Below are 23,610 nucleotides of genomic sequence, written 5' to 3'. Positions count from 1 at the left end.
CCCTGTGCGCTGCAAGGTGGACCCTCGGAGGGGCATGGCAGGGGGCTTACGCAGCCGACTGATCGCCCAGCCGGGCAAGACTTTCCTCCCGCCCCAATACCGCCAGGACATCGAAAATACCCGGCGAGGTGGTGCGTCCCGTCAATGCCACCCGGAGCGGCTGGGCGACGGCGCCGAGCTTGAGATTGTTCTGCTCCGCGAAATTCCGCATGGCGGCTTCCGTGGTCTCCAGCCGCCAGTCGGTGACCGTCTCCAGCGCCGCGCGAAGCTTGCCGATCAGCGCGCGCGTTTCCGGCGTCAGCAGCGCGGCGGCCTTTGGCTCGATCTGGATCGGCCGGTCGGCGAAGATGAAAGAGGCGCCCGCGATCAATTCGAGCAGCGTCTTGGCGCGCTCCTTCAGGCTCGGCATCGCCCGCAGCAATTGCGCGCGCGTCTCCTCGTTGAGCTTGGCCTTGATGGCGGCGCCGTCGGGAACGTAGTCCAGCACGTTCTCGAACTGCGTCACGAGAGATTGATCGTCGCTGTGCCGGATATAGTGGCCGTTGAGGTTCTCCAGCTTGGCGAAGTCGAACCGCGCCGCTGAACGGCCGATCGACGGCAGGTCGAACGCCTCGATCATCTCCTGCGTGGAGAATATCTCCTGGTCGCCATGGCTCCAGCCGAGCCGGACCAGGTAGTTGCGCAGCGCCGCCGGCAGGTAGCCCATCGCCCGGTAGGCATCGACGCCGAGCGCGCCGTGGCGCTTGGAGAGCTTTGAGCCGTCGGGGCCATGGATCAGCGGGATATGGGACATGCTCGGGATGTTCCATTCCAGTGCGTCGTAGATCTGCTTCTGGCGCGCGGCGTTGATCAGGTGATCGTCGCCGCGGATGACATGTGTCACGCCCATGTCGTGGTCGTCGACCACCACCGCGAGCATGTAGGTCGGCGTGCCGTCGCCGCGCAGCAGGACGAGGTCGTCGAGGTTCTCGTTCTGCCAGACCACGCGGCCCTGGACCTGATCCTCGATCACGGTCTCGCCGGTCAGGGGCGCCTTCAGCCGGATCGTGGGTTTCATCCCGGCCGGCGCGTCGGCCGGATCACGGTCGCGCCACATTCCGTCGTAGAGGCGGGTGCGGCCCTCGGCGCGCGCTTTCTCGCGCATGGCGGCAAGTTCCTCTGCCGTGGCGTAGCAGCGATAGGCGCGCCCGGCGGCGAGCAACTGCTCGGCGACCTCGCGGTGGCGGGCGGCGCGGCTGAACTGGTAGATGACCTCGCCGTCCCAATTCAGCTCGAGCCAGGTCAGGCCATCCAGGATGGCCTCGATCGCCTCCTTGGTGGAGCGCTCGCGGTCGGTGTCCTCGATCCGGAGCAGCATCTTGCCGCCGTGCTTCCTGGCATAGAGCCAGTTGAACAGCGCGGTGCGGGCACCCCCGATATGGAGGAAGCCGGTCGGCGAGGGGGCGAAGCGTGTGACGACGGAATCAGACATGACCGGATGCGAACTCGGGCTTGAACGGCGCTGGTGTATAGCAGGAACAACGCATAACTAAAGCCTTGGCCTTACCAAAGCCTTGGCTGTCCACTTGGGCTGTCCCAAGGCAGCCTCGAAAGCGGCAGCCTCGAAAGCGGCAGCCTCGAAAGCGGCAGCCTCGAAAGCGGCGGCCTCGAAAGCGGGCTTGGCGGGCCGGGGCGAATTTGGCAGAAGGGCGGCTGATCCCTTTTTTGAGCATGATCTTTCGGGAAAGCGGCTTCCGGTTTTCTGGACCATGCATAGGAACCCTCGATGACGACAGAACCAGTGGCGGCAGAAGCGGTGGCGGCGGAGACCGGACGCGATTTCATTCGCGACATCGTCCAGGCTGACCTCGCGTCAAAGACGCACAGCCACGTCGTGACGCGCTTCCCGCCGGAGCCGAACGGCTACCTGCACATCGGCCACGCCAAGTCGATCGCACTTAACTTCGGCATCGCGCAGGAGTTTCCCGGCCACTGCAACCTGCGCTTCGACGACACCAATCCGACCAAGGAGGAGCAGGAATATATCGACTCGATCCAGGCCGACGTGCGCTGGCTCGGCTACGACTGGGGCGATAACCTCTATTTCGCCTCCGACTATTTCGAGCGCCTCTACGAATGGGCCGAGGAACTGATCAAGCAGGGCGATGCCTATGTCGACGACCAGAGCCAGGAGGAGATTCGCCTCGCGCGCGGCACGCTGACCGAGCCCGGCAAGAACTCGCCCTATCGCGACCGCTCGGTAGAGGAGAACCTCGACCTGTTCCGCCGCATGAAGGCCGGCGAGTTCCCGAACGGCGCGCGCGTGCTGCGGGCCAAGATCGACATGGCCTCGGGCAACATCAACATGCGCGACCCGGTGCTGTACCGGATTCTGCACGCACACCATCCGCGCACCGGCGACACATGGTCGATCTATCCGAGCTATGACTATGCCCACGGGCAGTCGGACGCGATCGAGGGCGTCACGCACTCGATCTGCACGCTCGAATTCGAGGATCATCGCCCGCTCTATGAATGGCTGCTCGACAAGCTGCCGGTGCCGTCCAAGCCCAGGCAGTACGAATTTGCGCGCCTGAACCTGACCTATACGCTGCTCTCCAAGCGCGTGCTGACCCAACTCGTGCGCGAGGGACATGTCGCCGGCTGGGACGATCCCCGCATGCCCACGATTGCAGGCTTGAAGCGGCGCGGCGTGCCGCCAGCGGCGATCCGCGAGTTCATCAAGCGGATCGGCGTGGCCAAGTCCAACAGCGTCGTCGACGTCGGCATGCTGGAGTTCTGCATCCGCGAGGAGCTGAACCGCACCGCGCTCCGGCGCATGGCGGTGCTGCGGCCGCTCAAGGTGGTGATCGAGAACTATCCGGAAGGGCAGGTTGAGGAGATCGAGGCGATCAACCACCCCGACGATCCCACGGCCGGCACCCGCAAGATCGCCTTCGGCCGCGAGCTCTATATCGAGCGCGACGACTTCATGGAGAACCCGCCGAAGAAATTCTTCCGCCTCTCGCCGGGCACCGAAGTGCGGCTACGCTATGCCTATTTCATCAAGTGCACCGGCGTCATCAAGAACGACGCCGGTGAGATCGTCGAGCTGCGCTGCACCTATGATCCCGCGACCAAGGGCGGCAACGCCCCCGACGGCCGCAAGGTGAAGGCGACCATGCACTGGCTGCCGGCGGCGCAGTCGAAACCGGCCGAGATCCGCATCTACAACCAGCTCTTCGCGACGCCCAGTCCGGACGCCGGCAACTTCGCCGCCGACCTTAATCCGCAGTCGCTGGAAGTGCTGACGGACGCGCGCATCGAGCCGGCGATCGCCGAGAGCAATTCGAACGAGGTAATGCAGTTCGAGCGCCAGGGCTATTTCGTGCGCGATGCCGACTCGACGTCGGACAAGATGGTGTTCAACCGCACCATTGGACTCCGCGATACCTTCGCCAAGGAAGTCGGCGGCAAGAGCTAGGGGCGGGCGAGATGCAGGGCGAAGCCGAGGAGATCGTCTCCGCCATCATGGCAAAATGGTCCGCCGGCTTCAGCAGGCTGGATGCCGCAGCACTCGCTTCGCTCTATTCGGAGCGCGCGTTCTTCTTCGGCTCCAATCCGACGCTCTATCGCGGCAGGGAAGGGGTTGAGGCCTACTTCAACGGCCTGCCGCGATGGCGCTCGCCGACCGTTCAGTTCTCTGACGTGCGCGCGGCGCAGGTCAGCCCTGATCTCATCAACATGGCTGGCACCGCGTCGTTCTTTCTGGGTGAGAGTGATCCGACGCTCTCAGTCAAGATCACCTGGGTCATCGTTCGTGAAGACGGCGACTGGAAAATCGCCAGCCATCACGTTTCATCGAAGACGCCGCTGATTGACCAATAGGCCGGTCACCCGGGCGGTCGTCGCTAGATGTCGTAATAGAGGTGGAACTCGTACGGATGCGGGCGTAGCCGGATTGGATCGACCTCTTTCTTCCGCTTGTAGTCGAGCCAGGTTTCGATCACGTCGGCGGTGAAGACGTCGCCACGGAGCAGGAAGGCGTGATCGCGCTCGAGCGCGTCGAGTGCCTGGTCCAGCGATCCGGGCGTCGACTTCACATCCTTCGCCTCGGCGGGCGGCAGGTCGTAAAGATTCTTGTCGATCGGGCTGCCCGGGTCGATCCGGTTGTTGATGCCGTCGAGGCCGGCCATCAGCATCGCGGAGAAAGCCAGATAGGGATTGCACGAAGGATCCGGCGAGCGGAACTCGACGCGCTTGGCCTTCGGGTTCGGCGAATACATCGGAATGCGGCAGCAGGCCGAGCGGTTGCGCTGGGAGTAGACCAGGTTGATCGGGGCCTCATAGCCCGGCACCAGGCGCCGATAGGAGTTCGTGGTGGGCGCGCAAAGCCCGCACAGCGCCCAGGCGTGGGTCAGGAGACCGCCGATATAGTAGCGGGCAAGCTGGCTCAGCTCGGCATAGTCGCCCCTGTCGTAGAACAGATTGGTCTCGCCCTTCCATAGCGACTGGTGAACGTGCATCCCTGAAGCGTTGTCCTCGAACAGCGGTTTGGGCATGAACGTCGCGGTCATGCCATGCTGCTTCGCGGTGTTCTTCACCACGTATTTGTAGATCATCAGATTGTCCGCCATGCGCGTGAGCGTGGTGAAGCGCATGTCGATCTCGTTCTGGCCGCCGGTCGCGACTTCATGGTGATGGGCTTCGATCTGGATGCCGAGTTCTTCCATCGTCAGCACCATTTCGGCGCGGAGATCCTGCATGCTGTCGGTGGGGGGAACGGGAAAGTATCCTTCTTTCGGGCGCGGCTTGTGGCCCAGATTCGGCACTTCCTCCTTGCCCGTGTTCCAACTGCCTTCACCGGAATCGATTTCGTGGAAGGCGTAATTGATGCCCTGTCCGTAGCGGACGTCGTCGAACACGAAGAATTCCGCCTCCGGACCGAAGTAGCTCGTATCGGCGCGCCCGGTGCCTTTCAGATGGGTTTCGGCCTTCTGGGCGATGTAGCGAGCATCGCGGCTATAGGATTGACCGGTCACGGGATCGCGGATGTTACAAATCAGGACCAGGGTCGATGCCAGCGAATACGGGTCGAGGAAAGCCGTGGTCGGATCCGCGACGACAAGCATGTCGCTTTCCTGGATTTCCTGAAAGCCGCGGATCGATGAGCCGTCGAAGCCAATGCCCTCGCTGAGAGCATCGATACTCGCCGCGCTCGGCGGGACGGAAAAATGCTGCCACACCCCCGGCAGGTCGGTGAAGCGCAGGTCGATCATCTGCACCTTCTCATCGGTGATCGCCTTCACGAGATCTTCGGCTGTCGTACATCTGGGAAACATGGCTTCGCTCCTGTCATGGAGAGCCGGTCACTAGAGGTCATGTTGTCGCTCCGCCGCGCGTTAAAGCGGCTTGCGACGAATCCTGCGCCACGTTCGCGGTTGCCGCACCGGAGCGTCAGCTTTGGTGCGGCCCGCGCATCAGCTTCATGGCGTCTTCGATATGCCGCCAGGTCTTGGCGAGTTCGACCTCGCCCTTTGCCTCGAGCTCAATGGCATTCTGCGCAGCTTCCGCAATGGCCTTGGCGCCATGTGCTTCCAAGAGCTGCCGCGCATAATCGTGGATTTCGATTTCTCGCATGGCGTCATGCTCCTCTCGTTCTGGACGCAACCTTGAATTCCGGTCGGGCCGAGAGCCGTAGACGTTGACACCTGATTGAGCGCAGCAGTTTGCATCCTGCTGCGGCGCACTTGCAAGCGTGCTTTCCGGGTGGTGGGCGGCGGGAAGCGGCTCCGGAACACGGAGAGCCGCAACACAACGCAGGTCAGGCGGGATGTCTTTCCGGCGCCGCGCCGCGTGACCATATGCATGGGAGAGGGGAGGTGAGCGTCATGCGCATTCAACACTGGCAGGACGTTGCCAGCTTGTTGGTGGGTGTGTGGCTAGTCGGGTCGCCGTTTGCCCTGGGCTTCGGCGGAGCGGCCGTCTGGATCACCATCGCGCTTGGGTTGGCTGTCATCCTGTTTGCCGTCGAGGCATTTGTCATTCCGTCCTATCTGGAGGAATGGGGAGAGATGCTGCTCGGACTGGCTCTGCTCTTGGCACCGTGGACGGTCGGCTACGAGCAGGTCTCGGCGACGGTAAGCAGCGTGCTGTCGGGCATGCTGGTGATCCTCTTGGCCGGCTGGGAGCTGCTGACGGATCGTGATTTCACCGCCTGGTGGCACGATCGCTGGCATCACCGCGCCGGCTGAGAAGGCGGGTTTGTCCGAGCCATCGGTCCGACCGCTACGCGGTAGCGGCCGGCGCGAGGGGATTGTTGCGGCAGAGGTGTCGACCCGCTCCTGCCGGATGTTGGATTCCCCCGCCACAGGGCTTGGTAGCCCCGCGGCAAGGGCTATTGGGCGTCACGATGCGGTTCTCGGTTCGACCTGCTCCCAGATGCTGGTCTTGTTCGTTTCCGGCATCAGGAAAACGGCGAGCACGAAGCAGATCGCAGGAACTAGGACCGGATAGATCAGCGCGTAGCCGACGCTGCCAGTGGCGGCGAAAGCCGCCGAGGTGATGAACGGCACCAAGCCGCCGCCCCAGCCATTGCCGATGTGATACGGCACCGACACCGACGTGTACCGGATTCTGCTGGGGAAGAACTCCGCAAGGAACGCGCCGACCGGCCCGTACACCATCCCGACGTAACAGACGAGGATGAAGATGATGAAGATTGCGATCGGATAGTTGATGTTTCCGGGGTGCGTGACCGTTCCGAGCCACAGATACAGCGGATAATAGGTGATCGCGGCAAGCAGCATGCCTCCCAGGATCACCGGTTTGCGGCCGATCAGGTCCGACAGCCAGCCAAAGAAGATCAGGCTCGGCGTCGCAAGTAGCAGCGCAGCCCCGACGATGTACGACGAGGTCAGCGCGTCCACCTTGGAGACCTGCTGCAGGAAGTACAGCGCCCAGAACTGACCGCTGTACCACACCACGCCCTGTCCGATCAGGACGATGATGGCGATTCCGATGTATTTGATGTTCGAGCTAAGGAACGCCTCCTTCCAGGGATTCCTGGTCATCTGCCCGCGGGCCTTGATCTCCTGGAAGATCGGCGTCTCCTGGAGCTGGAGGCGGATGTAGATGGCGATGGCCACCAGCAGGAATGACAGCAGGAACGGAACGCGCCATCCCCATTCGTTGAAGGCCTGATCGCCAAAATAGATCCGGGTCAGAATGATCACGGCCAGCGACACCACGATCCCGAGCGTCGGCGAGGTCTGGAGCCAGCCTGTGTAGTAGCCGCGTCTGTCGTCGGGCACATGCTCGGCAACATAGGTGATGGCGCCGCCATATTCGCCACCGAGGCACAGGCCCTGGATCATGCGCAGCCCGAACAGCACGAACGCTGCGGTGAGACCGATCGATTGATAGGTCGGGATCAGGCCGATCGCGCCCGTTCCCAGTCCCATTCCGGTGAGCGTGATGAGGAACGTGTACTTGCGGCCGACCCGGTCGCCCATCCATCCGAAGAGGAATGCTCCGAGCGGACGGATCAGGAATCCTGCAGTGAACAGGGCGATCGTGCTCAGCAGGGCTGCGACGGGGTGGGATTGTTCGAAGAACTTGACCGACAGAACGGCGGCCAGGCTGCCAAAGATATAGAAGTCATACCATTCGATGATGTTTCCGACCGACGCGGCAACGATCACCCGGCGAAAATCGCTCGGTACTTGAATTGCCATGTGCTGCTCCTTTGGTTCAAAGGCTTCTCCTCGCGTTTTTCAGCGCTCTGTTCGCTCGCGGAGTGCGCGTGATGCGTGACGCTACAGGCCTGATTTGCGAGTTGCGTCCGCAACGCCGGTCTCAGGGAAGCCTTGAACCACCTGAGAAGGGCTCCAGCGGTCTTCGAACCGCGAGCCACCACTGCCTCTTTCCCATCTGTCCGGGTTGAGGCGTGACGGTACTCTAATCCTCAATGGGACTGTGGCCTTATGAGACTTTCGGCTCAATCGGGCTTGGAGCGCTAACATCGGATACGCGCCGGCAGGGCGTCCTTTCCTCCGTATTCCGCATCTGTTCCGCTATCCCGCGGATACCCGGTTCCGGTAGCTTTGTTGAAGCAGGAATACTCCAGGGCGCAGGATGTCGGACGAGGGCAGGACGCCGGGCGGCAGGCGCGGCTATGCCGGCACCTGGCCGCCCCGCGAGGCGGTGGCGCCGGCGGGTGGTTATGCCCCGATCGGCGTCGGCGCCTGGCCGCCAATCGTCGAGACGTTGCGCCAGTGGGTCCGGGCGGAAGCGGGCGCCGGACGGCTTCTGCCCTGGGTGCCGGTCGCGTTCGGCTGCGGCATCGCGCTTTACTTCGCCGCCGACCATGAGCCAGTGCTGTCGGTCGCGGTCATCGTGGCTATCGCGCTATGCGCTGTCGCGTTCCTGCTCAGGCGGCGGCAGGCGTTCGCTGCCGCCGTCATCATTGCCGCCGTTGCGACGGGTTTTGCGGTTGCCACCTGGCGCACCGCGCGGGTCGCACATGGCGTGCTGGCGCGGCCGATGTTTTCGGTGTCGCTCACCGGATTTGTCGAGACACGTGACATCCGCGAGCGTACCGACCGTTTCGTGCTGCGCGTCGCGAGCATCGAAAGCCAGCGCGGCGCGCCGAAGCTCGAGCGTGTCAGGCTGTCGGTGAAGAAGGGCACTGCCCCTGACGTCGGCAGCTTCGTCGAATTGAAGGCACGGCTGCAGCCGCCGCTCGCTCCCTTACGGCCCGGCAGCTACGATTTCAGCCGCGATCTCTATTTCCAGGGCATCGGCGCCTCCGGTTTCGTACTCGGCGCGATCAAGACGACGGCGTCGCCGGAAGGCCGCGGATTTGCGCTGCGCTATGCGGCGTTCATGCAAGGCATGCGCGATGCGATCGATGCGCGGATCCGCAACGTGCTCGAAGGCGACAATCGCGCGATCGCGACCGCACTCCTGACCGGCCGGCGCGATGCGATCTCCGAGCCGGTGAATGATGCGATGTTCATCTCGGGGCTCGGCCACGTACTCTCGATCTCGGGCTATCACATGGCGGTGGTCGCGGGCGTGGTCTTCTTCGCAGTCCGCGCCTTGCTCGCACTGTTCCCGGTGCTCACTGTGGGCTTTCCGATCAAGAAATGGTCCGCCGCGGCGGCGCTGGTCGCTGCCGCCTTCTATCTGCTGCTGTCGGGAGCGGAGGTCGCGACGCAGCGCTCGTTCTTCATGACTGCGGTGGTGCTGATCGCCGTCATGGTGGACCGCCGCGCGGTGACGTTCCGGACGCTCGCAGTCGCGGCCATGATCGTGCTCGCGATCGCACCGGAAGCGCTGGTTCATCCGAGCTTTCAAATGTCGTTTGCGGCCACCCTCGGGTTGGTGGCGCTGGTGCAGATTGGCATGCCGCATCTGTTTGCCGCGCCCGATCATTCCGCGACCGCGCGGATCGCGCTGTGGGGCGGGCGCGAGATTGCGATGCTGCTGCTGGCCTCGCTGGTAGCGGGGCTGGCGACCACGCCCTATGCCGCCTTTCACTTCCATCGGGTGGCGCCCTTCGGCGTGCTTGCCAATCTGGCGGCGATGCCGGTGGTGTCGGCGCTGGTGATGCCGGCTGGGCTGCTTGGCCTGCTGGCGATGCCGTTCGGCTTCGATGGCGTGTTCTGGGCGATCATGGGCAGCGGCATCGACTGGATGATCGTGGTTGCGCAATGGGTCGCCGCGCTGCCGGGCGCAGTCGGCCACGTCAGTGCGTTCGGGATCGGCCCGCTGATCGCCGCGAGCCTGGGCGTCATCCTGCTCGGGCTGTTGCGCACGCCGCTGCGCTTCGCCGGCGCGGCGGTGCTTCTCATTGCGGTGGTCTGGGCGGTGAGGGCGCCGCAACCCGACATCCTGATTTCCGGCGACGGCCGCAATGTCGCCGTTCGCGGCGGTGACGGGCGGTTGCACCTGATGCGGACCGCGAAGGACGCGTTTCTCGCCAAGGAGTGGCTTGCCGCGGATGCCGATGCCCGCAGCGCGAGCGATCCTTCGCTCACGGAGGGCGTGTCCTGCGATGAGAGCGGCTGCGTGACCTCTGTGGCCGGTGGCGCGTTCATCGCGCTCACGCAGCGATCCGAGGCGCTCGCGGACGATTGCGAACGGGCGGTGCTGATCGTGACCGCACGGCCGGTGCCACAAGGCTGTGCGGCGGCGGTCATCGATGCCGAGCGCCTGCGGCGGCAGGGCGGGCTGGCGCTGCGGCGGAACCGGAACGGCTTCGTCATCGATGCGGTCAAGCCCGCCGGCCTCGACCGGCCGTGGTCGCCTGCGGTGTCAGGCGAAGGCGAACCCGAGACCACGATCCGGATCCAAGGGGCACCCGCGCCGCGCGCCATCGATGCGACCCCGTCCGAGTCCGACCTGCAGCCGGAAGACTGAGCGCTCCCGTCAATCTCCACCGGCGTTGGCCGGCAGCTCGAAGGCGCCGAGCCGAAATTCGTCGGGACCGCCCGAATGCGACGGCACTTGCACGAGCGTGAAGCTCGCATCCGGAAATCGCTCCCAGATCGCGAGATCTTCCGCTGCGACGGTGAGCCAGCCGAACCTGAACATGTATCGGCCGGGCTGGGCCACCCGTCCGGCTTTTTGCCATGTGATCTTGGTGACCACCGATCATGCCCCTTGCGAATAGTTCAACAAAACCACATCTGCCCCGGGATGGCCTCCGGGGCCGCTCGAATACTTTGCTTTTCACCCGCGGCAACGTCCCGCCGGCCGAGACCGGCGGCGCACGCTGCCCGAAGCTCTCAGCCGATGAACAGCGGGTTCGGCGCGGGGCGCTGGTCGACCGCCTTCGGTGCCGGCTCTGCAACATGATGCGTCACGGGCAATTGCAGCACGGTCGCCCGCTGCCCTTCGCAGAGCTGGGTCACCAGCACATGGCTGCCATCGGGGAAGTCGATCGCGTCGTGATGACGATCCCGAATATGCGCATCGATCTGGTTGAACTTGCCGACACGGAAGCCGGTCGTCTTGGTCCAGATCCAGCGATTGTCGTAGCGGACGTTATCGGCGAACGCGAGTTCGGTCCCGGGAAGCATGCAGACTGCGACCGTCGGATCGCTTTCCGAAGCGAAGCCGCGGGTCGAGGTACCGCGGAAGGTGGTGGTGATAAGCGTCTCTCCAACCTGGGCGGGACGCGTCGCCACGGCATGCAGGCTATAGTCACACATCGGATTGCTCCTCATTCGAGATAGCCGACCCGGCCTGGGAAGAGGCGCAGGCCTCTATCAGAGTGGACGATAACTTATAAGCCTCTGCTCCGTTCTTGGCATTTGTACGGCCCGCGCCCTCTAGCCGTTCACAAACACGATAGGAGGCGCTGCCGCACATCTCCTTGCACCGAGAGTGCCCCGGCGAACTTACCGGGGCTCTTATTCTAATCACTCTAAATCGTTCTTGTCAGTGTCCTTGAGGGCAGATCACCCACCAAAGTACCAGACGAGCTGCTGCGTCCTCGTCGGCTCAGTACTTGCGATAAAGCCCGATCAGCTTGCCCTGGATCCGCACCCGGTTCGGCGGCAGGATGCGGACTTCGTAGGCCGCATTGGCAGGCTCAAGCGCGATTGACGCGCCGCGGCGCCGGAAGCGCTTCAGCGTCGCTTCCTCCTCATCGATCAGCGCCACCACGATGTCGCCGGTGTTGGCGGTGTCGTTACGCTGGATCAGCGCCATGTCGCCGTCGAGGATGCCGGCCTCGACCATGGAATCGCCGCGCACCTCGAGCGCATAATGCTCGCCGGAGCCGAGCATGTCGGGCGGCACGCTGATGGTGTGGCTGCGGGTCTGCAGCGCCTCGATCGGCGTACCCGCCGCGATCCGGCCCATCACGGGAACGGCGACGGGACGGTTGCCATCGTCTTCGGCCACGGCCGCGCTGGTCGTGCGCTTGCCGAGCGTGCCCTCGATGACGCTCGGCGTGAAGCCGCGGCGGCCGTTGCCGGCGGCGGAGAGCTCAGGCAGTTTGATCACCTCGATCGCGCGGGCGCGGTTCGGCAGGCGGCGGATGAAGCCCCGTTCCTCCAGCGCCGTGATCAGGCGGTGGATGCCGGACTTCGAGCGCAGGTCGAGCGCGTCCTTCATCTCGTCGAAGGAAGGAGGCACGCCGGCCTCTTTCAGCCGTTCGTTGATGAAACGCAGAAGTTCATACTGTTTGCGCGTAAGCATCGCGAGCATTCCCCCGGTTGGTAGCGTCGTTCGATCCGAGACTTGAGAAGAGCTGATCTCGGGAGTCACGCACTCCCATTCGTAGACAGCGAGTTTCGAAACAAATCATGAACGGACACTATATGTTCGATATGTGTTCCGCAACCACTTAATTTCTGGTGAACGCGACCAGAGATGCTCCGGCAGGTGTTGGTCGCAGCGTCATTCAGGCAATCGGAGGATGTCGCAAGGCGCGCCTTTTGCTGCGGCCGGCGCGAATGGCGGACGGATCACAAGTGCCTGCGCCGCAGTGAGATTCCCAAGCAGCGAACTGTCCTGCTTGGTGACCGGCGTTGCGATCAGCGTGCCGTCGTCGCGCTCTTCGAGTAGCGCACGAAGATAATCTTCGCGCTGATCGTTGGCGGCGAGATCGCGGCCGAGCAGGGCGCTTTCCGTCACGTGATGAATCGCCGAGCGGCCGAGCAGGGCCCGAATCAACGGCACCAGGAACAGATAGGCGCAGACATAGGACGACACCGGATTGCCGGGCAGGCCGATCACTCGCATCGCGCCGAGCCGGCCATGCATCATCGGCTTGCCCGGCCGCATCGCGATCTTCCAGAACGCCATGGTCACGCCCTCGGCCTCAAGCGACGGCTTCACGAGGTCATGGTCGCCGACCGAGGCGCCGCCGGTGGTGATGAGGATGTCGGCGCCCGCGGCATGCGCGCGGCGTATGCCGTGGGTGGTGGCGGCAACCGTGTCGGCGGCGACCCCCAGATCGATCGCTTCAGCGCCTTCTGCACGCGCCATCGCCCGCAGCGCATAGCCGTTGGAATAGACGATCTGGCCTGGACCCGGAGAGGTGCCCGGCATCACGAGTTCGTCGCCGGTCGCGAGCACGGCGACCTTGGGTCGGCGCCGCACGGGGAGTTCCGGATAGTTCATCGACGCCGCCAGCGACAGCGCGCGGTCGGTCAGCCGGCTTCCGCGCCTCAGCAGCACGTCACCCTCGCGGAAATCGACGCCGGCGGGCCGGATATGCCGCCCGGCGACAGCGGCCTCGGTGATGGTGATGTGATCGCCATCGACCCGGGTGTCCTCCTGGATCACGACCGCATCGGCGCCGGCGGGAATGACGCCTCCGGTGAAGATCCGTGCCGCTTCCCGCGGACCAAGTTCCCGATCGAACGGCCGGCCCGCGGCGACTTCGCCGATCACCTTCAGCCGCGCGCTCAAGTCGGCGGCATCGGCGGATCGCACCGCATAGCCATCCATCGCCGACATCGCCAGTGGCGGCTGAGTACGCTTTGCCGCGACGTCACGGGCAAGCGTGCGGTGATAGGCGGCATCGAGTGCGACCATCTCTTCCGGCAAAGGTTCCGCGCCGGCGAGAACCGCGGCAAGCGCATCGGCGACCGGCATCAAGGCCACGGGCAACTCCTAAATTCCGAGGGCGAGAAGCGCGTTCGTCACATCATCCGGTGATGTGACGTGAATGGCTGCGAGGCCCATCGCCCGTGCGCCGCGGATGTTCTCGGCGGAATCGTCGAAGAACACGATGCGCGAAGCCGGCACGCCGATCGCCTTTATCACGTAATCATAGGCGTCCGCGTCAGGTTTCCGTAGCCCGATCGTGGAGGAGAAGAAGATCTGACGGAAGTGGCCGAGCACGTCCGAATAGGCTGTCGAGAAATGCTCGATATGAGGCGGATTGGTATTCGAGAACGCATAGAGCGGCAGACGCGTCTTGGCGCGCGCCAGGTGCTCGGCGATTCCCGGCATCTCGCCGGCGAAGATCGCGTTCCAGCCTTCCAGGAACTGGGCGTCGGAGATGCTGATGCCGAGCGACTGCCGCAGGCCTGCGAAGAAGGCGGCGTCATCGATCTTGCCAACCTCGTGATGTCTGTAACTCTCGTCCATGACAAAGCGGGTGGCGAGCTCGCCGGGCTCGCAGCCGGCATGGCCGGCCCAGGTGGTCATCACCTTGCCGAAATCGATATCGAGCACGACGCGGCCGAGGTCGAACAACAGGACATCGGCGGAGCCGGGGGAAAGGGACGGTTGGGTCATGGCGACGGTTGTGTACGAAAATCCCAAGGGGGCGGCAATGTCTTCGTTCGCGGGCCTGCAGGATGGGTAGAGCGAAGCGAAACCCATCGCGATGGAGCAAGCGGTGCGAATGATGGGTTTCGCTTCGCTCTACCCATCCTACGACCGTAGTCCTGGGGAAACGCTCTCTCCACCGTCATTGCGAGCGCAGCGAAGCAATCCATTTCTCCGCAAGTGGCGCGATGGATTGCTTCGCTGCGCTCGCAATGACGGGGATGGGTTCTGATTCAACTTTCAAACAGCATGAGGATGTGAGTCCGCATTCTCGCGGCGTTGTTCGCCCGAGCTTTGCGTTACTCTCGGCCCTCTCATCGAACAGAGGGCGCAGGGAAAGCCGGGTGCCGGTTGCACCCATGGGTCCCGTGCAACAAAAAGCACGGGAGTAGGACCACAGGTTCAACCGAAGCATTCCGGCTTTCCCTGCGCGATGGTGTTACGGCTTACTTCGTACTCTCCCCGGTGACCGAGCTTTCTTGCCACCGTCGTCTAGTGCGAATGTGTTCGCACGAAACTTAGCGCCAGCGTCGGGGCGCCAGGACCACACGACTTCGCCGTCCGTGCTGTGTGTGCTCGTCAGTCACACCCATCACGTCCACCGCATCTCACCGCAACGTTCGTGACGATCGCGAGCCGCCCCTCTCTTGGGTGAGACGCGCGGAGTTAAATCACTGATTTGCCCGACGGCGAAAGCGAAATGTTTTTCGCTGATAGTCTGGACACGTTTCTGCTGATTTGCCCGTCGGGTTGATATGTCGCACCCAAAGCAACCACAACATCATTGCGAGCCAACGGATAAGCGCGAAGCGCCGTCCGATGACAGGCTCCGCGAAGCAATCCATAGCGCAGCGAACGGAGGCATGGATTGCTTCGCTCCGCTCGCAATGACGGAGGCTGTCATTCCGGGGCGTCCGAAGGACGAGCCCGGAATCCATTTCGCAGCTTGCGCCAGCGGATGAATGGATTCTCTGATGTGCAATTGCACATCATAGCTCGCGCTGCGCCCGCCCCGGAATGACCGCGGGAGTTGGCAACGGGTGAAGCATAAGTGCGACGGACGAGCGCGAGACTCGTGCTTCGGCAATCGCCGATTGGGCATGGAAGCCTCCCGCATTTCGGCTTTGCCGTCATTGACGGCACATATATCGTTCGCGGCAGGAAACCGACCCCGGTGAAATAGCGGGTAACGATGTCCAGTGATGCGAGGAAAACCATGTCCGATACGCTCCTGTTCTCATCAATGACGATCCGCGGGATCACGCTGAAGAACCGGATCGTGGTGCCGCCGATGCATCAATATTCGGCCGTGAAGGGATTTTCGACCGATTGGCATTTGATGAATGCGGGCAAGTTCGCCGCCGGCGGCGCGGGGCTCGTCATTGTCGAGTCGACCAAGGTCGAGCGGCGCGGCTGCGGCACGGTCGGTGATCTCGGCATCTGGGACGACAAGTTCATCGCGCCGCTCAACCGGCTCGTCACCTTCATCAAGCAACAGAACGCGCTTGCCGGCATCCAGCTCGGCCATTCCGGACGCAAGGCGCGCGCAACGCGGCCGTGGGAAGGCGACGGACCGCTGCAGCGGTCGCCCGAGATCGAGGACTGGGACGATTGGACCCCGGTGGCGCCGAGCGCGATCGCGCATAGTGCGCGCTGGCCGGTACCGCGGGCGCTGGAGCGCAGCGAGGTGAAGGACCTCGTGCAGGCCTGGGGCCAAGCCGCGCGCCGCGCCAATGAGGCTGGCTTCGACGTGCTCGAATTGCACGGCGCCCACGGCTATCTCGTGCATGAGTTCTTGTCGGAGCGCGGAAACCAGCGCACCGACGAGTATGGCGGCTCGGAAGAGAACCGCATGCGCTTCATCATCGAAGTGACGGAGGCGGTGCGCAGCTATTGGCCCGACCACAAGCCGCTGTTCGTGCGGCTGTCGGTGGAGGACAATGCCGGTTGGGGCCCGGAGCAGAGCGTACGGCTCGCCCGCATCCTGAAGGCGAAAGGCGTCGATGTCATCGATTGCTCGTCCGGCGGCATCACCGACATGGCGCCGATCCTCGGCAAGGAAATCAAGTACAACTACCAGGTGCCCCTATCGGAATACGTCCGCCGTCACGCCGACATCCTCACCATGGCCGTCGGCCTCATCATTCATGGTGACCAGGCGGAACAGATCCTGCGCGAAAAACAGGCAGATCTGATCGCGATTGGGCGCGAAATCCTCAACAACCCGAACTGGCCGATGGACGCCGCGCTGAAGCTTGGCGTGGACGGGCCATTCCGTAATGTTCCGCCGCAGTTCGGCTATTGGCTGGGCACGCGCGCCAAACGCGGCTTTGGAACCAATCCGTCGACCTGGCAGAGCGGCCTCCAGGAGGGACGTCCATAGCGGCGCACGAGCAACGCACGATGTCGTGAGCGACGGTATTTCTCCGGTACAATTGGCCTTGATCCGACCAAAAAGGCATTGTGTGTTTGTCCACGTCGGGTGAGAACGACGATTCATCACAGTCGTGGCGGCTACAGCGGGAAGGATCGCACGCATGCGCAGGAATTTTGGCTTTCTCCTCGGCACGGTGACCGGTGCTGGCCTTACCCTTCTCGTCACCGCCCCGCAGGGCGCCAATCTGGTTGCGGTCGCCAAGGCCGCGGTCCGCTCCGATACCTATTCCCAGCTCAATCTGTTCGGCGACGTGTTCGAGCGCGTCCGGACCGACTATGTCGAAAAGCCCGACGACTCCAAGCTGATGGAGGGCGCGATCAACGGCATGATCTCCTCGCTCGATCCGCATTCTCGTTACATGAACGAGAAGGGCTGGACCGACATGCAGGAGACCACCCACGGCGAGTTCGGCGGCCTCGGCATCGAAGTCACGATGGAGGATGGTTTCATCAAGGTCGTCGCGCCGATCGACGACACGCCGGCTTCGCGTGCCGGCATCATGTCGGGCGACATCATCACCCAGATCGATGACGAACAGATCCAGGGCATGACGCTGGATCAGGCCGTCAACAAGATGAAGGGCCCGCCCAACAGCCAGACCAAGCTGAAGATCATCCGCAAGGATGCCGACAAGCCGATCGACGTCGCCATCACCCGCGAGATCATCCGCGTGCGCCCGGTGCGCTTCCACACCGATGGCGGCAATATCGGCTATATCAGGATCAACTCGTTCAATGAGCAGACCACCGAGGGCCTGCACAAGGCGATCGCCGATATCTCCAAGGAGATCCCGCAGGACAAGCTTGCCGGTTATGTGATCGACCTGCGCAACAATCCCGGCGGCTTGCTCGACCAGGCGGTGTCGGTGGTGAGCTCGCTGATGGCGCGCGGCGAGGTGGTCTCGACCCGCGGCCGGTTGCCGGAGGAAACTCAGCGCTTCACCGCTCGCGGCGGCGACATGACCAAGGGCAAGCCGCTTGTGGTCCTGATCAACGGCGGCTCGGCCTCTGCCTCCGAGATCGTGGCCGGTGCGCTGCACGACCACAAGCGCGCGACGCTGATCGGCACCCGCACCTTCGGCAAGGGCTCAGTGCAAACCATCATTCCGCTCGGGGCTGGCAATGGCGCGCTGGCGCTGACCACCGCGCGATATTTCACGCCGTCGGGCCGATCGATCCAGGCGCAGGGCATCGCGCCCGATATCGAGATCCTGCAGGATGTGCCGGACGAATTGAAGACGCGTGCCGAGATCAAGGGCGAGGCCTCGATGCGCGGGCATCTGGCGGCCGAAGGCACCGAGCAGACCGGCTCGCAATCCTTCGTCCCGCCTGACGAGAAGAACGACAAGGCGCTGAACGCTGCCTACAACCTGTTGCGTGGCGTCACCGTCAACGCCGACGCCAAGGGCGCGCCGAAGCGGACGATCCCGAACTGAACATCACGTTGACGTGGGAAGGCGGTATCGAGACGCATCAGAGTTCGTCATGCCCGGACTTGTCCCGGGCATCCACGTCTCTGCTGCTGTGCAAGCCTCTTCGTGGATGGCCGGGACGAGCCCGGCCATGACGGGCCTCATGCCGGAATCGTAGGTGGGCAAAGCCAACGGGTCGCGCGAACGCGCGCCCGATGACAGGCTCCGCGTGCCCACCGTCCACGGACGGTGCAAGAAAGGTGGGCACGCTTCGCTTTGGCCACCCTACTGTCGAGCGGACCGGTGGGTCCGCGAGCGCTTGCCGACCGACGGGATCGGTGGATCCTGAGCCCACATCCCGTAACCCTGGTCGATGTAGCGCTGATAGCCGCCTGTATAGGGGTTGCCCGGACCTTTGTTCTGGCAATTGGCGTTGGGGTAGAATTGCGCGCAATAGCCGGGCTCTGAAATCACCTGCTGTGCCATTGCCGGCGCGCTGACCACGCTGAGCGCTGCAGCCGCACCAAGAAGCTTGAAGGCCCACATTGCGTTGCTCCTTCAAAAGGCTACGTCAAATGTAACACCGCAAGCGGTAACGCACTCCGGGCCACCCGGTCACAGCCGCGTGACAGAGCCGTCGTGGCGTAAGGCCGTTTGAATGGGTGTCAGCGATAGACGGCGCGATAGTGGCCGGACTTGCCGCCCTGCTTCTCGACGAGGTGGATCCCTTCGATGCGGACGCCGCGTTCCACCGCCTTGATCATGTCGTAAATGGTGAGGCAGGCGACCGAGACCGCGGTTAGCGCCTCCATCTCGACGCCAGTCGGGCCGGTGACCTTGACGGTCGCCTGCACGATGCAACCCGGCAGTTTCTCGTCCGGCTCGATATCGACCGTGACCTTCGACAGCGCGAGCGGATGGCAGAGCGGGATCAGTTCCGAGGTCCGTTTCGCCGCCATGATGCCGGCAATGCGCGCGGTGCCGAGCACGTCGCCCTTCTTGGCATTGCCTGAGACGATCAGCTCGAGCGTTGCCTTGCTCATGACGACGCGGCCTTCGGCAACGGCTGTGCGTTCGGTCGCGGGCTTGGCGGAGACGTCGACCATGCGTGCCTCACCGCTGGCATCGATATGGGTGAGGGCGGGACCGCCCTTTGACTTCTCCGCCATCGCTCTAACGGGTCCCGGTGGTGCGTGGCGCGCTTTTGCGTGCGAGCAGCGCGCGGGTTGCCGCTGTTACATCGGCCTGACGCATCAGGCTCTCGCCGACCAGGAAGGTCGACATGCCCACGCGTTCCAGCCTGGACAGATCGTCCGGCGTGAAGATGCCGCTTTCGCCGACCATCAGCCGCTCCTTCGGGATCAGCGGTGCCAAGGCCTCGCTGGTCGCGAGCGTGGTCTCGAAGGTGCGGAGATTGCGGTTGTTGACGCCGATCATCGGCGAGCGGAGCTTCAGCGCGCGGTCGAGCTCGCCGCGGTCGTGGATTTCGATCAGCACGTCCATCTGCAGCGCGAGCGCGGCGTCCTCGATATCCTTGGCCGCTGCGTCATCGAGCGCGGCCATGATGATTAGGATGCAGTCGGCGCCGTGGGCGCGGGCCTCGAGCACCTGATAGGTGTCGAACATGAAATCCTTGCGCAGCACCGGCAGATTGGTTGCCGCGCGCGCCGCGACCATGAAGTCGAGATGGCCCTGGAACGAGGGCGTATCCGTCAGCACCGAAAGGCAGGCCGCGCCGCCGGCCTCATAGGCCTTGGCCAGGACAGGCGGATCGAAATCGACGCGGATCAGGCCCTTCGATGGCGAGGCCTTCTTGATCTCGGCAATCAGCGCGTAATCGCCGCGCGCGTGCTTTTCGCGGATAGCGCGCACGAACCCGCGCGGCGGCGACGCGGCCTTGGCGCGCGCCTCGATCTCGGGCAGCGGATGCGCGCGTTTGGCTGCGGCGATCTCCTCGCGCTTATAGGCTTCGATCTTCTTCAGGATGTCGGACATCGCGGACCCTATGTCTCTATGAGCATGATCTTTTCGGAAAACCGGTTCCCACTTTTCCGGATCATGCTCTAGCTGTTGGAAACCGCGATCAAATGTTTGAGCTTCGCGGCGGCGGCACCGCTATCCAACGAATTGGTCCCGAGCGCGACGCCTTCGTTCAAATCTTTGGCACGGCCGGCGACGATCAGCGCCGCGGCGGCGTTGAGCAGCGCGACGTCCCGATAGGCGCTCGGCTCGCCATTGAGCACGCTGAGCAGCGCCACCGCGTTGGCATCGGCATCGCCGCCCTTCAGCGCCTCGCTGCCGACGCGGCCAAAGCCGGCATCGTCAGGGGAAACTTCGAAGGTTCTGATCTCGCCGCGCTCCAGCGCCGCGACGAAGGTCGGGCCGGTGAGGGTGATTTCGTCGAGCCCGTCGGAGCCGTGCACCACCCAGGCCGCTTCCGAGCCGAGGTTCTTCAGGACCTGCGCCAAGGGCTGCACCCATTGCCGCGAGAACACCCCGACCATCTGCCTCTTGACGCCGGCGGGATTGGAGAGCGGGCCGAGCAGGTTGAAGATGGTACGGGTCGCAAGCTCGACCCGGGTCGGGCCGACATTCTTCATGGCCGGGTGATGGGCGGGGGCGAACATGAAGCCGATCCCGGCTTCCTGGACGCATTGGCCGACCTGGGCCGGGGTAAGATCGATCTTGACGCCGAGCGAGGCCAGCACGTCGGCGGCGCCCGAGCGCGACGACAGCGCGCGGTTGCCGTGTTTTGCGACCGGCACGCCCGTGCCGGCCACGATGAACGAGGCGCAGGTCGACACGTTCACGGAGCCGGAGCCGTCGCCGCCGGTGCCGACCACATCGACCGCATCAGGCGGCGCGGTCACCCGCAGCATCTTGCTGCGCATTGCCGACACCGCGCCGGTGATCTCGTCAACGGTCTCGCCGCGCACGCGCAGGGCCATCAGGAGGCCGCCCATCTGCGAGGGCGTGGCTTCGCCCGACATCATGCTGTCGAAGGCGCTTGCGGCTTCGTCGCGCGACAAGGTTGCGCCGGTGGCGACTTTCGCAATTATCGATTTCAGGTCGTCCATCGCCCGCCCGTGAAGATTTTAGAGCATGATCCGGAAAAGTGGAAACCGGTTTTCCGATAAGATCATGCTCAAACAAAAGATGAGAGCATGATCTAATCGGATCATGCTCAGTTGTTATTCGCGCCCGTCACCTGTGCGAAGGCGGCCTGATTGATTGTGGTTCCGATGTCTTTTTCGATCTTGTTGACGTATTGCGCGACCTGCTCGTCGGTCAATCCGCGCTGCAGCGCCTCTTTCAACTTCTTCACCTCCTCGGAGGAAAGATCGACCGGCGGCACGATGATGTCGGTGACGCGGAAGACGACGCGCTCGCCACCGGTACCCGTGGCCTGACCGACGCCATCCTTGGCGGTGCGGAACGCAGCCGCGACCACGCTCTCAGGCACGGCCGGTAGCGAGGCATCGCGGCGGAATTTATCCGCAGTCTCGACCTTCACGCCGAGTGCGGAGGCTTCGTCGGCGAGCTTGCCGCCGGCCTCGACCTTCTTGACGATCTCGGTTGCCTTTTCGCGCAGCCTGGTCGCGATCTGGTCCTCGCGCCATTTCGCCTCGACCTGGGCGCGCACCTCGTCGAGGCTGCGCTCGCGCGACGGCGTCACGCCGAGCACGTCGTACCAGACATAGCCGCCGCGGAACTGGATCGGCTCGTTGTCGACGCCGACATCGCTGCCGAAGGCCTGCGAGACCACATCGAGACCGGTCGGAATGTTCGCCACGGGCTGGCCGTTCGGCATGCGGCCGGAGCGGTCGACGGCGTCGATGGTGACGGCGGTCAGCCCAAGCTTCTGCGCCGCCTCGGCGAGATTGGCGCCGCCGCCGCGCTCGTCTTCCATCTTGTTGTGGAGATCGGCGACCTTCTCGCGGGCGCGCTCGGCTGCGATCTGCTTCTTGATCTCGCCGGCCATGCTCTCATAGGTCGGCGTCGTGCCCGGCTCGATCTTGCCGACCTTGACCAGCGCCACGCCAAAGCGGCCCTGCACCGGCTGGCTGACTTCGCCCGAGGGCAGGGAGAACGCCGCATCCGCAACCGCCGGATCGAGGATCGCCGACTTCGCGACCATGCCGAGATCGACGTCGGTCAGGTTGAGGTTGCGTTCCTTGGCGAGGTCGTCGAACGAGGTGGTCGAGGTCAGCCGCGCACGTGCGGCAGTGGCTTCTTCCACGTTCGGAAACACGATCTGCGATACCTCGCGCTTCTCCGGCGTGCCGAGCTGGTTGCGGCGCTGCTCGAATATCTTCTTGGCATCCTCGTCGGAGACCTCGGTCCACTTGCCGATCTCCTCGGGCGTCACGACGACGAACGCGATCTTGCGGAATTCGGGCGCGCGGAACTGGGCCTTGTGATCCTCGAAATAGGCGGCGAGCGCCTCGGGCGAGGGCGGGTCGATGGTGCCGGCCTGCGCCGCGTCGAGCTTGATGTACTCGATCGAGCGCTGCTCGTTCTGATAACGGACCAGGGCCTCGATCAAGGTCTTTGGCGGCTCGATGCCGGCGCCGATCGTGCCGGCGATCTGGCGGCGGAGGCCGACGCGGCGCTGCTCGGCGAGATAGCGCTGCTCGGTGTAGCCGAACTGGCGGATCACGGACTGGAAGCGCTGCGGCTCGAACTGGCCGTTCAGCCCCTTGAAGTTCGGATCGTTGTAGATCGAGCGCATCGTCTCTTCCTGCGACTGGCCGAGCCGAAGCCGCCTGGCCTCCTCGTCGAGGGCCGCTTCCGCGATCGTCTGCTGCAGCACCTGGCGGTCAAAGCCGAAGGCGCGCGCCTGGTCAGGCGTCAACGGACGGCCGAACTGGCGGCCGACCTGCTGCAGCCGGTCGGTGTAGATCTGGCGGAATTGCTCGGTCGAGATTTCGGTGCTGCCAACCTTGGCGAGCGTCGACTGGCCGAACCCCTTGAAGATGTCGGCGATGCCCCAGATTCCGAAACTGACAATCAAAACGCCCATCACCACGGCCATGACGATCTTGCCGAGCCAGTTTGATGAGGCTGTCCGAATTCCTCGAAGCATGGGTCCAACTTGTTTGAAAGGAGGGGAACCGGGTCGCGCCTGGGGATGATCCGATAAGCGGATTCCTTAAAGCGCGTCACCGAGTTGGGAACGCATCATAAAGTGGCAACTGCGCCGTCGCAACCTAGAGCATGATCCGGAAAAGTGGACCCCGGTTTTCCGGAAAGATCATGCTCAAACAAGAAGCTAACGCGGGACGGCGGATGCCGTCCCGCTATGGCGGCGATTTGTAGCGGTGGACCGCCGGGTCTGGAAGTGACGGCCGGGCTCTGCTAGGTCGTGTGGACTCTTGGGATTCTCAAATCAGATTGAACGTGATTCAAGGCTTTCTTTTAGGAGGAAGCCTTGGGTGTCATGGATCGGCTGGTTCTGAGCGATGTGCAATGGGATCGAATATCC

At 63.8% G+C, this 23,610-nt stretch carries 21 protein-coding genes; 6 read left to right on the top strand and 15 right to left on the bottom strand.

What is annotated here, in order from left to right; all coding sequences use genetic code 11:
- Positions 1-46: 46 nt before the first annotated feature.
- Positions 47-1,471, bottom strand: a complete 1,425-nt coding sequence (gene gltX, locus ACZIRK_RS26625) for a glutamate--tRNA ligase (RefSeq protein ID WP_130229554.1) — start codon at positions 1,469-1,471, stop codon at positions 47-49.
- Positions 1,464-1,712, bottom strand: a complete 249-nt coding sequence (locus ACZIRK_RS26620) for a pentapeptide repeat-containing protein (protein ID WP_463328401.1) — start codon at positions 1,710-1,712, stop codon at positions 1,464-1,466. The genes gltX and ACZIRK_RS26620 overlap by 8 nt, the downstream gene beginning before the upstream one ends.
- A gap of 53 nt (positions 1,713-1,765) precedes the next feature.
- Between ACZIRK_RS26620 and ACZIRK_RS26615 the strand changes: the two genes are divergently transcribed.
- Together ACZIRK_RS26615 and ACZIRK_RS26610 are read left to right on the top strand one after the other, a co-directional pair.
- Positions 1,766-3,463 (top strand): glutamine--tRNA ligase/YqeY domain fusion protein, encoded by a 1,698-nt coding sequence (locus tag ACZIRK_RS26615; RefSeq protein ID WP_463328387.1) that lies wholly within the window; start codon positions 1,766-1,768, stop codon positions 3,461-3,463.
- Positions 3,464-3,474: 11 nt separating this feature from the next.
- Entirely contained in the window at positions 3,475-3,867 is a 393-nt protein-coding gene (locus ACZIRK_RS26610) for a YybH family protein (RefSeq protein ID WP_130229556.1), read from the top strand.
- 23 nt (positions 3,868-3,890) lie between these two features.
- Here the strand turns inward: ACZIRK_RS26610 and glnA are convergent, their stop codons facing one another.
- Together glnA and ACZIRK_RS26600 are read right to left on the bottom strand one after the other, a co-directional pair.
- Entirely contained in the window at positions 3,891-5,321 is a 1,431-nt protein-coding gene (glnA, locus tag ACZIRK_RS26605) for a type I glutamate--ammonia ligase (RefSeq protein ID WP_028162741.1), read from the bottom strand.
- Positions 5,322-5,436: 115 nt separating this feature from the next.
- Complete coding sequence (locus tag ACZIRK_RS26600) at positions 5,437-5,619, bottom strand: hypothetical protein (protein WP_028162740.1); 183 nt, start codon at positions 5,617-5,619, stop codon at positions 5,437-5,439.
- Between the two features lie 251 nt (positions 5,620-5,870).
- On the opposite strand from ACZIRK_RS26600, the gene ACZIRK_RS26595 reads away from it, so the two are divergent.
- Positions 5,871-6,233, top strand: a complete 363-nt coding sequence (locus ACZIRK_RS26595) for an SPW repeat domain-containing protein (protein ID WP_063623362.1) — start codon at positions 5,871-5,873, stop codon at positions 6,231-6,233.
- A gap of 153 nt (positions 6,234-6,386) precedes the next feature.
- On the opposite strand, the gene ACZIRK_RS26590 is transcribed toward ACZIRK_RS26595, so the two are convergent.
- Complete coding sequence (locus ACZIRK_RS26590; protein WP_463328386.1) at positions 6,387-7,715, bottom strand: MFS transporter; 1,329 nt, start codon at positions 7,713-7,715, stop codon at positions 6,387-6,389.
- 400 nt (positions 7,716-8,115) lie between these two features.
- Here ACZIRK_RS26590 and ACZIRK_RS26585 point away from each other — a divergent pair, with 400 nt between their 5' ends.
- The gene (locus tag ACZIRK_RS26585) at positions 8,116-10,404 is read left to right on the top strand and encodes a ComEC/Rec2 family competence protein (protein ID WP_463328385.1); all 2,289 of its coding nucleotides are present in this window, start codon (positions 8,116-8,118) and stop codon (positions 10,402-10,404) included.
- Positions 10,405-10,413: 9 nt separating this feature from the next.
- On the opposite strand, the gene ACZIRK_RS26580 is transcribed toward ACZIRK_RS26585, so the two are convergent.
- The 5 genes from ACZIRK_RS26580 to ACZIRK_RS26560 all read right to left on the bottom strand — a co-directional run bounded on the left by ACZIRK_RS26580 (position 10,414) and on the right by ACZIRK_RS26560 (position 14,244).
- The gene (locus tag ACZIRK_RS26580) at positions 10,414-10,635 is read right to left on the bottom strand and encodes a hypothetical protein (protein WP_028162736.1); all 222 of its coding nucleotides are present in this window, start codon (positions 10,633-10,635) and stop codon (positions 10,414-10,416) included.
- A gap of 137 nt (positions 10,636-10,772) precedes the next feature.
- Positions 10,773-11,198, bottom strand: coding sequence for a hypothetical protein (locus tag ACZIRK_RS26575; protein ID WP_130229561.1), 426 nt, complete (start codon positions 11,196-11,198; stop codon positions 10,773-10,775).
- A gap of 292 nt (positions 11,199-11,490) precedes the next feature.
- Entirely contained in the window at positions 11,491-12,192 is a 702-nt protein-coding gene (gene lexA / locus ACZIRK_RS26570; RefSeq protein WP_028162734.1) for a transcriptional repressor LexA, read from the bottom strand.
- Positions 12,193-12,393: 201 nt separating this feature from the next.
- Entirely contained in the window at positions 12,394-13,605 is a 1,212-nt protein-coding gene (locus ACZIRK_RS26565; RefSeq protein WP_130229562.1) for a molybdopterin molybdotransferase MoeA, read from the bottom strand.
- A 9-nt stretch (positions 13,606-13,614) separates the two neighbouring features.
- Positions 13,615-14,244 (bottom strand): HAD-IA family hydrolase, encoded by a 630-nt coding sequence (locus ACZIRK_RS26560; RefSeq protein ID WP_130229563.1) that lies wholly within the window; start codon positions 14,242-14,244, stop codon positions 13,615-13,617.
- A 1,249-nt stretch (positions 14,245-15,493) separates the two neighbouring features.
- On the opposite strand from ACZIRK_RS26560, the gene ACZIRK_RS26555 reads away from it, so the two are divergent.
- The gene (locus tag ACZIRK_RS26555) at positions 15,494-16,660 is read left to right on the top strand and encodes an NADH:flavin oxidoreductase/NADH oxidase (RefSeq protein ID WP_463328384.1); all 1,167 of its coding nucleotides are present in this window, start codon (positions 15,494-15,496) and stop codon (positions 16,658-16,660) included.
- 154 nt (positions 16,661-16,814) lie between these two features.
- The gene (locus tag ACZIRK_RS26550; RefSeq protein WP_028167517.1) at positions 16,815-18,149 is read left to right on the top strand and encodes a S41 family peptidase; all 1,335 of its coding nucleotides are present in this window, start codon (positions 16,815-16,817) and stop codon (positions 18,147-18,149) included.
- Between the two features lie 261 nt (positions 18,150-18,410).
- Here the strand turns inward: ACZIRK_RS26550 and ACZIRK_RS26545 are convergent, their stop codons facing one another.
- The 5 genes from ACZIRK_RS26545 to ACZIRK_RS26525 all read right to left on the bottom strand — a co-directional run bounded on the left by ACZIRK_RS26545 (position 18,411) and on the right by ACZIRK_RS26525 (position 23,211).
- Positions 18,411-18,671, bottom strand: coding sequence for a hypothetical protein (locus ACZIRK_RS26545; RefSeq protein ID WP_463328383.1), 261 nt, complete (start codon positions 18,669-18,671; stop codon positions 18,411-18,413).
- Positions 18,672-18,790: 119 nt separating this feature from the next.
- Complete coding sequence (gene moaC, locus ACZIRK_RS26540) at positions 18,791-19,294, bottom strand: cyclic pyranopterin monophosphate synthase MoaC (protein ID WP_130230862.1); 504 nt, start codon at positions 19,292-19,294, stop codon at positions 18,791-18,793.
- 4 nt (positions 19,295-19,298) lie between these two features.
- On the bottom strand, positions 19,299-20,120 hold the full coding sequence (gene trpC, locus ACZIRK_RS26535; protein WP_130230864.1) for an indole-3-glycerol phosphate synthase TrpC: 822 nt from the start codon (positions 20,118-20,120) through the stop codon (positions 19,299-19,301).
- Between the two features lie 68 nt (positions 20,121-20,188).
- Positions 20,189-21,202: an anthranilate phosphoribosyltransferase gene (gene trpD / locus ACZIRK_RS26530; protein WP_130230866.1), complete on the bottom strand. Its 1,014-nt coding sequence runs from the start codon at positions 21,200-21,202 to the stop codon at positions 20,189-20,191.
- Positions 21,203-21,309: 107 nt separating this feature from the next.
- Complete coding sequence (locus ACZIRK_RS26525; RefSeq protein WP_463328382.1) at positions 21,310-23,211, bottom strand: peptidylprolyl isomerase; 1,902 nt, start codon at positions 23,209-23,211, stop codon at positions 21,310-21,312.
- Between the last annotated feature and the right edge of the window lie 399 nt (positions 23,212-23,610).

The organism is Bradyrhizobium sp. Leo114 (assembly GCF_055229415.2).
The sequence above is the reverse complement of the archived record's forward strand: the minus strand, read 5'-3'. Positions and strand labels throughout refer to the sequence as shown.

Excerpts from the sequence above, each read along its gene's own strand:
- ACZIRK_RS26585 (WP_463328385.1), top strand. The coding sequence starts at position 8,116 with ATGTCGGACGAGGGCAGGACGCCGGGCGGCAGGCGCGGCTATGCCGGC.
- lexA (WP_028162734.1), bottom strand. The coding sequence starts at position 12,192 with ATGCTTACGCGCAAACAGTATGAACTTCTGCGTTTCATCAACGAACGG.
- trpC (WP_130230864.1), bottom strand. The coding sequence starts at position 20,120 with ATGTCCGACATCCTGAAGAAGATCGAAGCCTATAAGCGCGAGGAGATC.
- glnA (WP_028162741.1), bottom strand. The coding sequence starts at position 5,321 with ATGTTTCCCAGATGTACGACAGCCGAAGATCTCGTGAAGGCGATCACC.
- ACZIRK_RS26555 (WP_463328384.1), top strand. The coding sequence starts at position 15,494 with ATGTCCGATACGCTCCTGTTCTCATCAATGACGATCCGCGGGATCACG.
- moaC (WP_130230862.1), bottom strand. The coding sequence starts at position 19,294 with ATGGCGGAGAAGTCAAAGGGCGGTCCCGCCCTCACCCATATCGATGCC.
- ACZIRK_RS26615 (WP_463328387.1), top strand. The coding sequence starts at position 1,766 with ATGACGACAGAACCAGTGGCGGCAGAAGCGGTGGCGGCGGAGACCGGA.
- ACZIRK_RS26550 (WP_028167517.1), top strand. The coding sequence starts at position 16,815 with ATGCGCAGGAATTTTGGCTTTCTCCTCGGCACGGTGACCGGTGCTGGC.
- ACZIRK_RS26525 (WP_463328382.1), bottom strand. The coding sequence starts at position 23,211 with ATGCTTCGAGGAATTCGGACAGCCTCATCAAACTGGCTCGGCAAGATC.
- ACZIRK_RS26600 (WP_028162740.1), bottom strand. The coding sequence starts at position 5,619 with ATGCGAGAAATCGAAATCCACGATTATGCGCGGCAGCTCTTGGAAGCA.
- gltX (WP_130229554.1), bottom strand. The coding sequence starts at position 1,471 with ATGTCTGATTCCGTCGTCACACGCTTCGCCCCCTCGCCGACCGGCTTC.
- ACZIRK_RS26595 (WP_063623362.1), top strand. The coding sequence starts at position 5,871 with ATGCGCATTCAACACTGGCAGGACGTTGCCAGCTTGTTGGTGGGTGTG.
- trpD (WP_130230866.1), bottom strand. The coding sequence starts at position 21,202 with ATGGACGACCTGAAATCGATAATTGCGAAAGTCGCCACCGGCGCAACC.
- ACZIRK_RS26590 (WP_463328386.1), bottom strand. The coding sequence starts at position 7,715 with ATGGCAATTCAAGTACCGAGCGATTTTCGCCGGGTGATCGTTGCCGCG.
- ACZIRK_RS26575 (WP_130229561.1), bottom strand. The coding sequence starts at position 11,198 with ATGTGTGACTATAGCCTGCATGCCGTGGCGACGCGTCCCGCCCAGGTT.
- ACZIRK_RS26560 (WP_130229563.1), bottom strand. The coding sequence starts at position 14,244 with ATGACCCAACCGTCCCTTTCCCCCGGCTCCGCCGATGTCCTGTTGTTC.
- ACZIRK_RS26610 (WP_130229556.1), top strand. The coding sequence starts at position 3,475 with ATGCAGGGCGAAGCCGAGGAGATCGTCTCCGCCATCATGGCAAAATGG.
- ACZIRK_RS26620 (WP_463328401.1), bottom strand. The coding sequence starts at position 1,712 with ATGCTCAAAAAAGGGATCAGCCGCCCTTCTGCCAAATTCGCCCCGGCC.
- ACZIRK_RS26545 (WP_463328383.1), bottom strand. The coding sequence starts at position 18,671 with ATGTGGGCCTTCAAGCTTCTTGGTGCGGCTGCAGCGCTCAGCGTGGTC.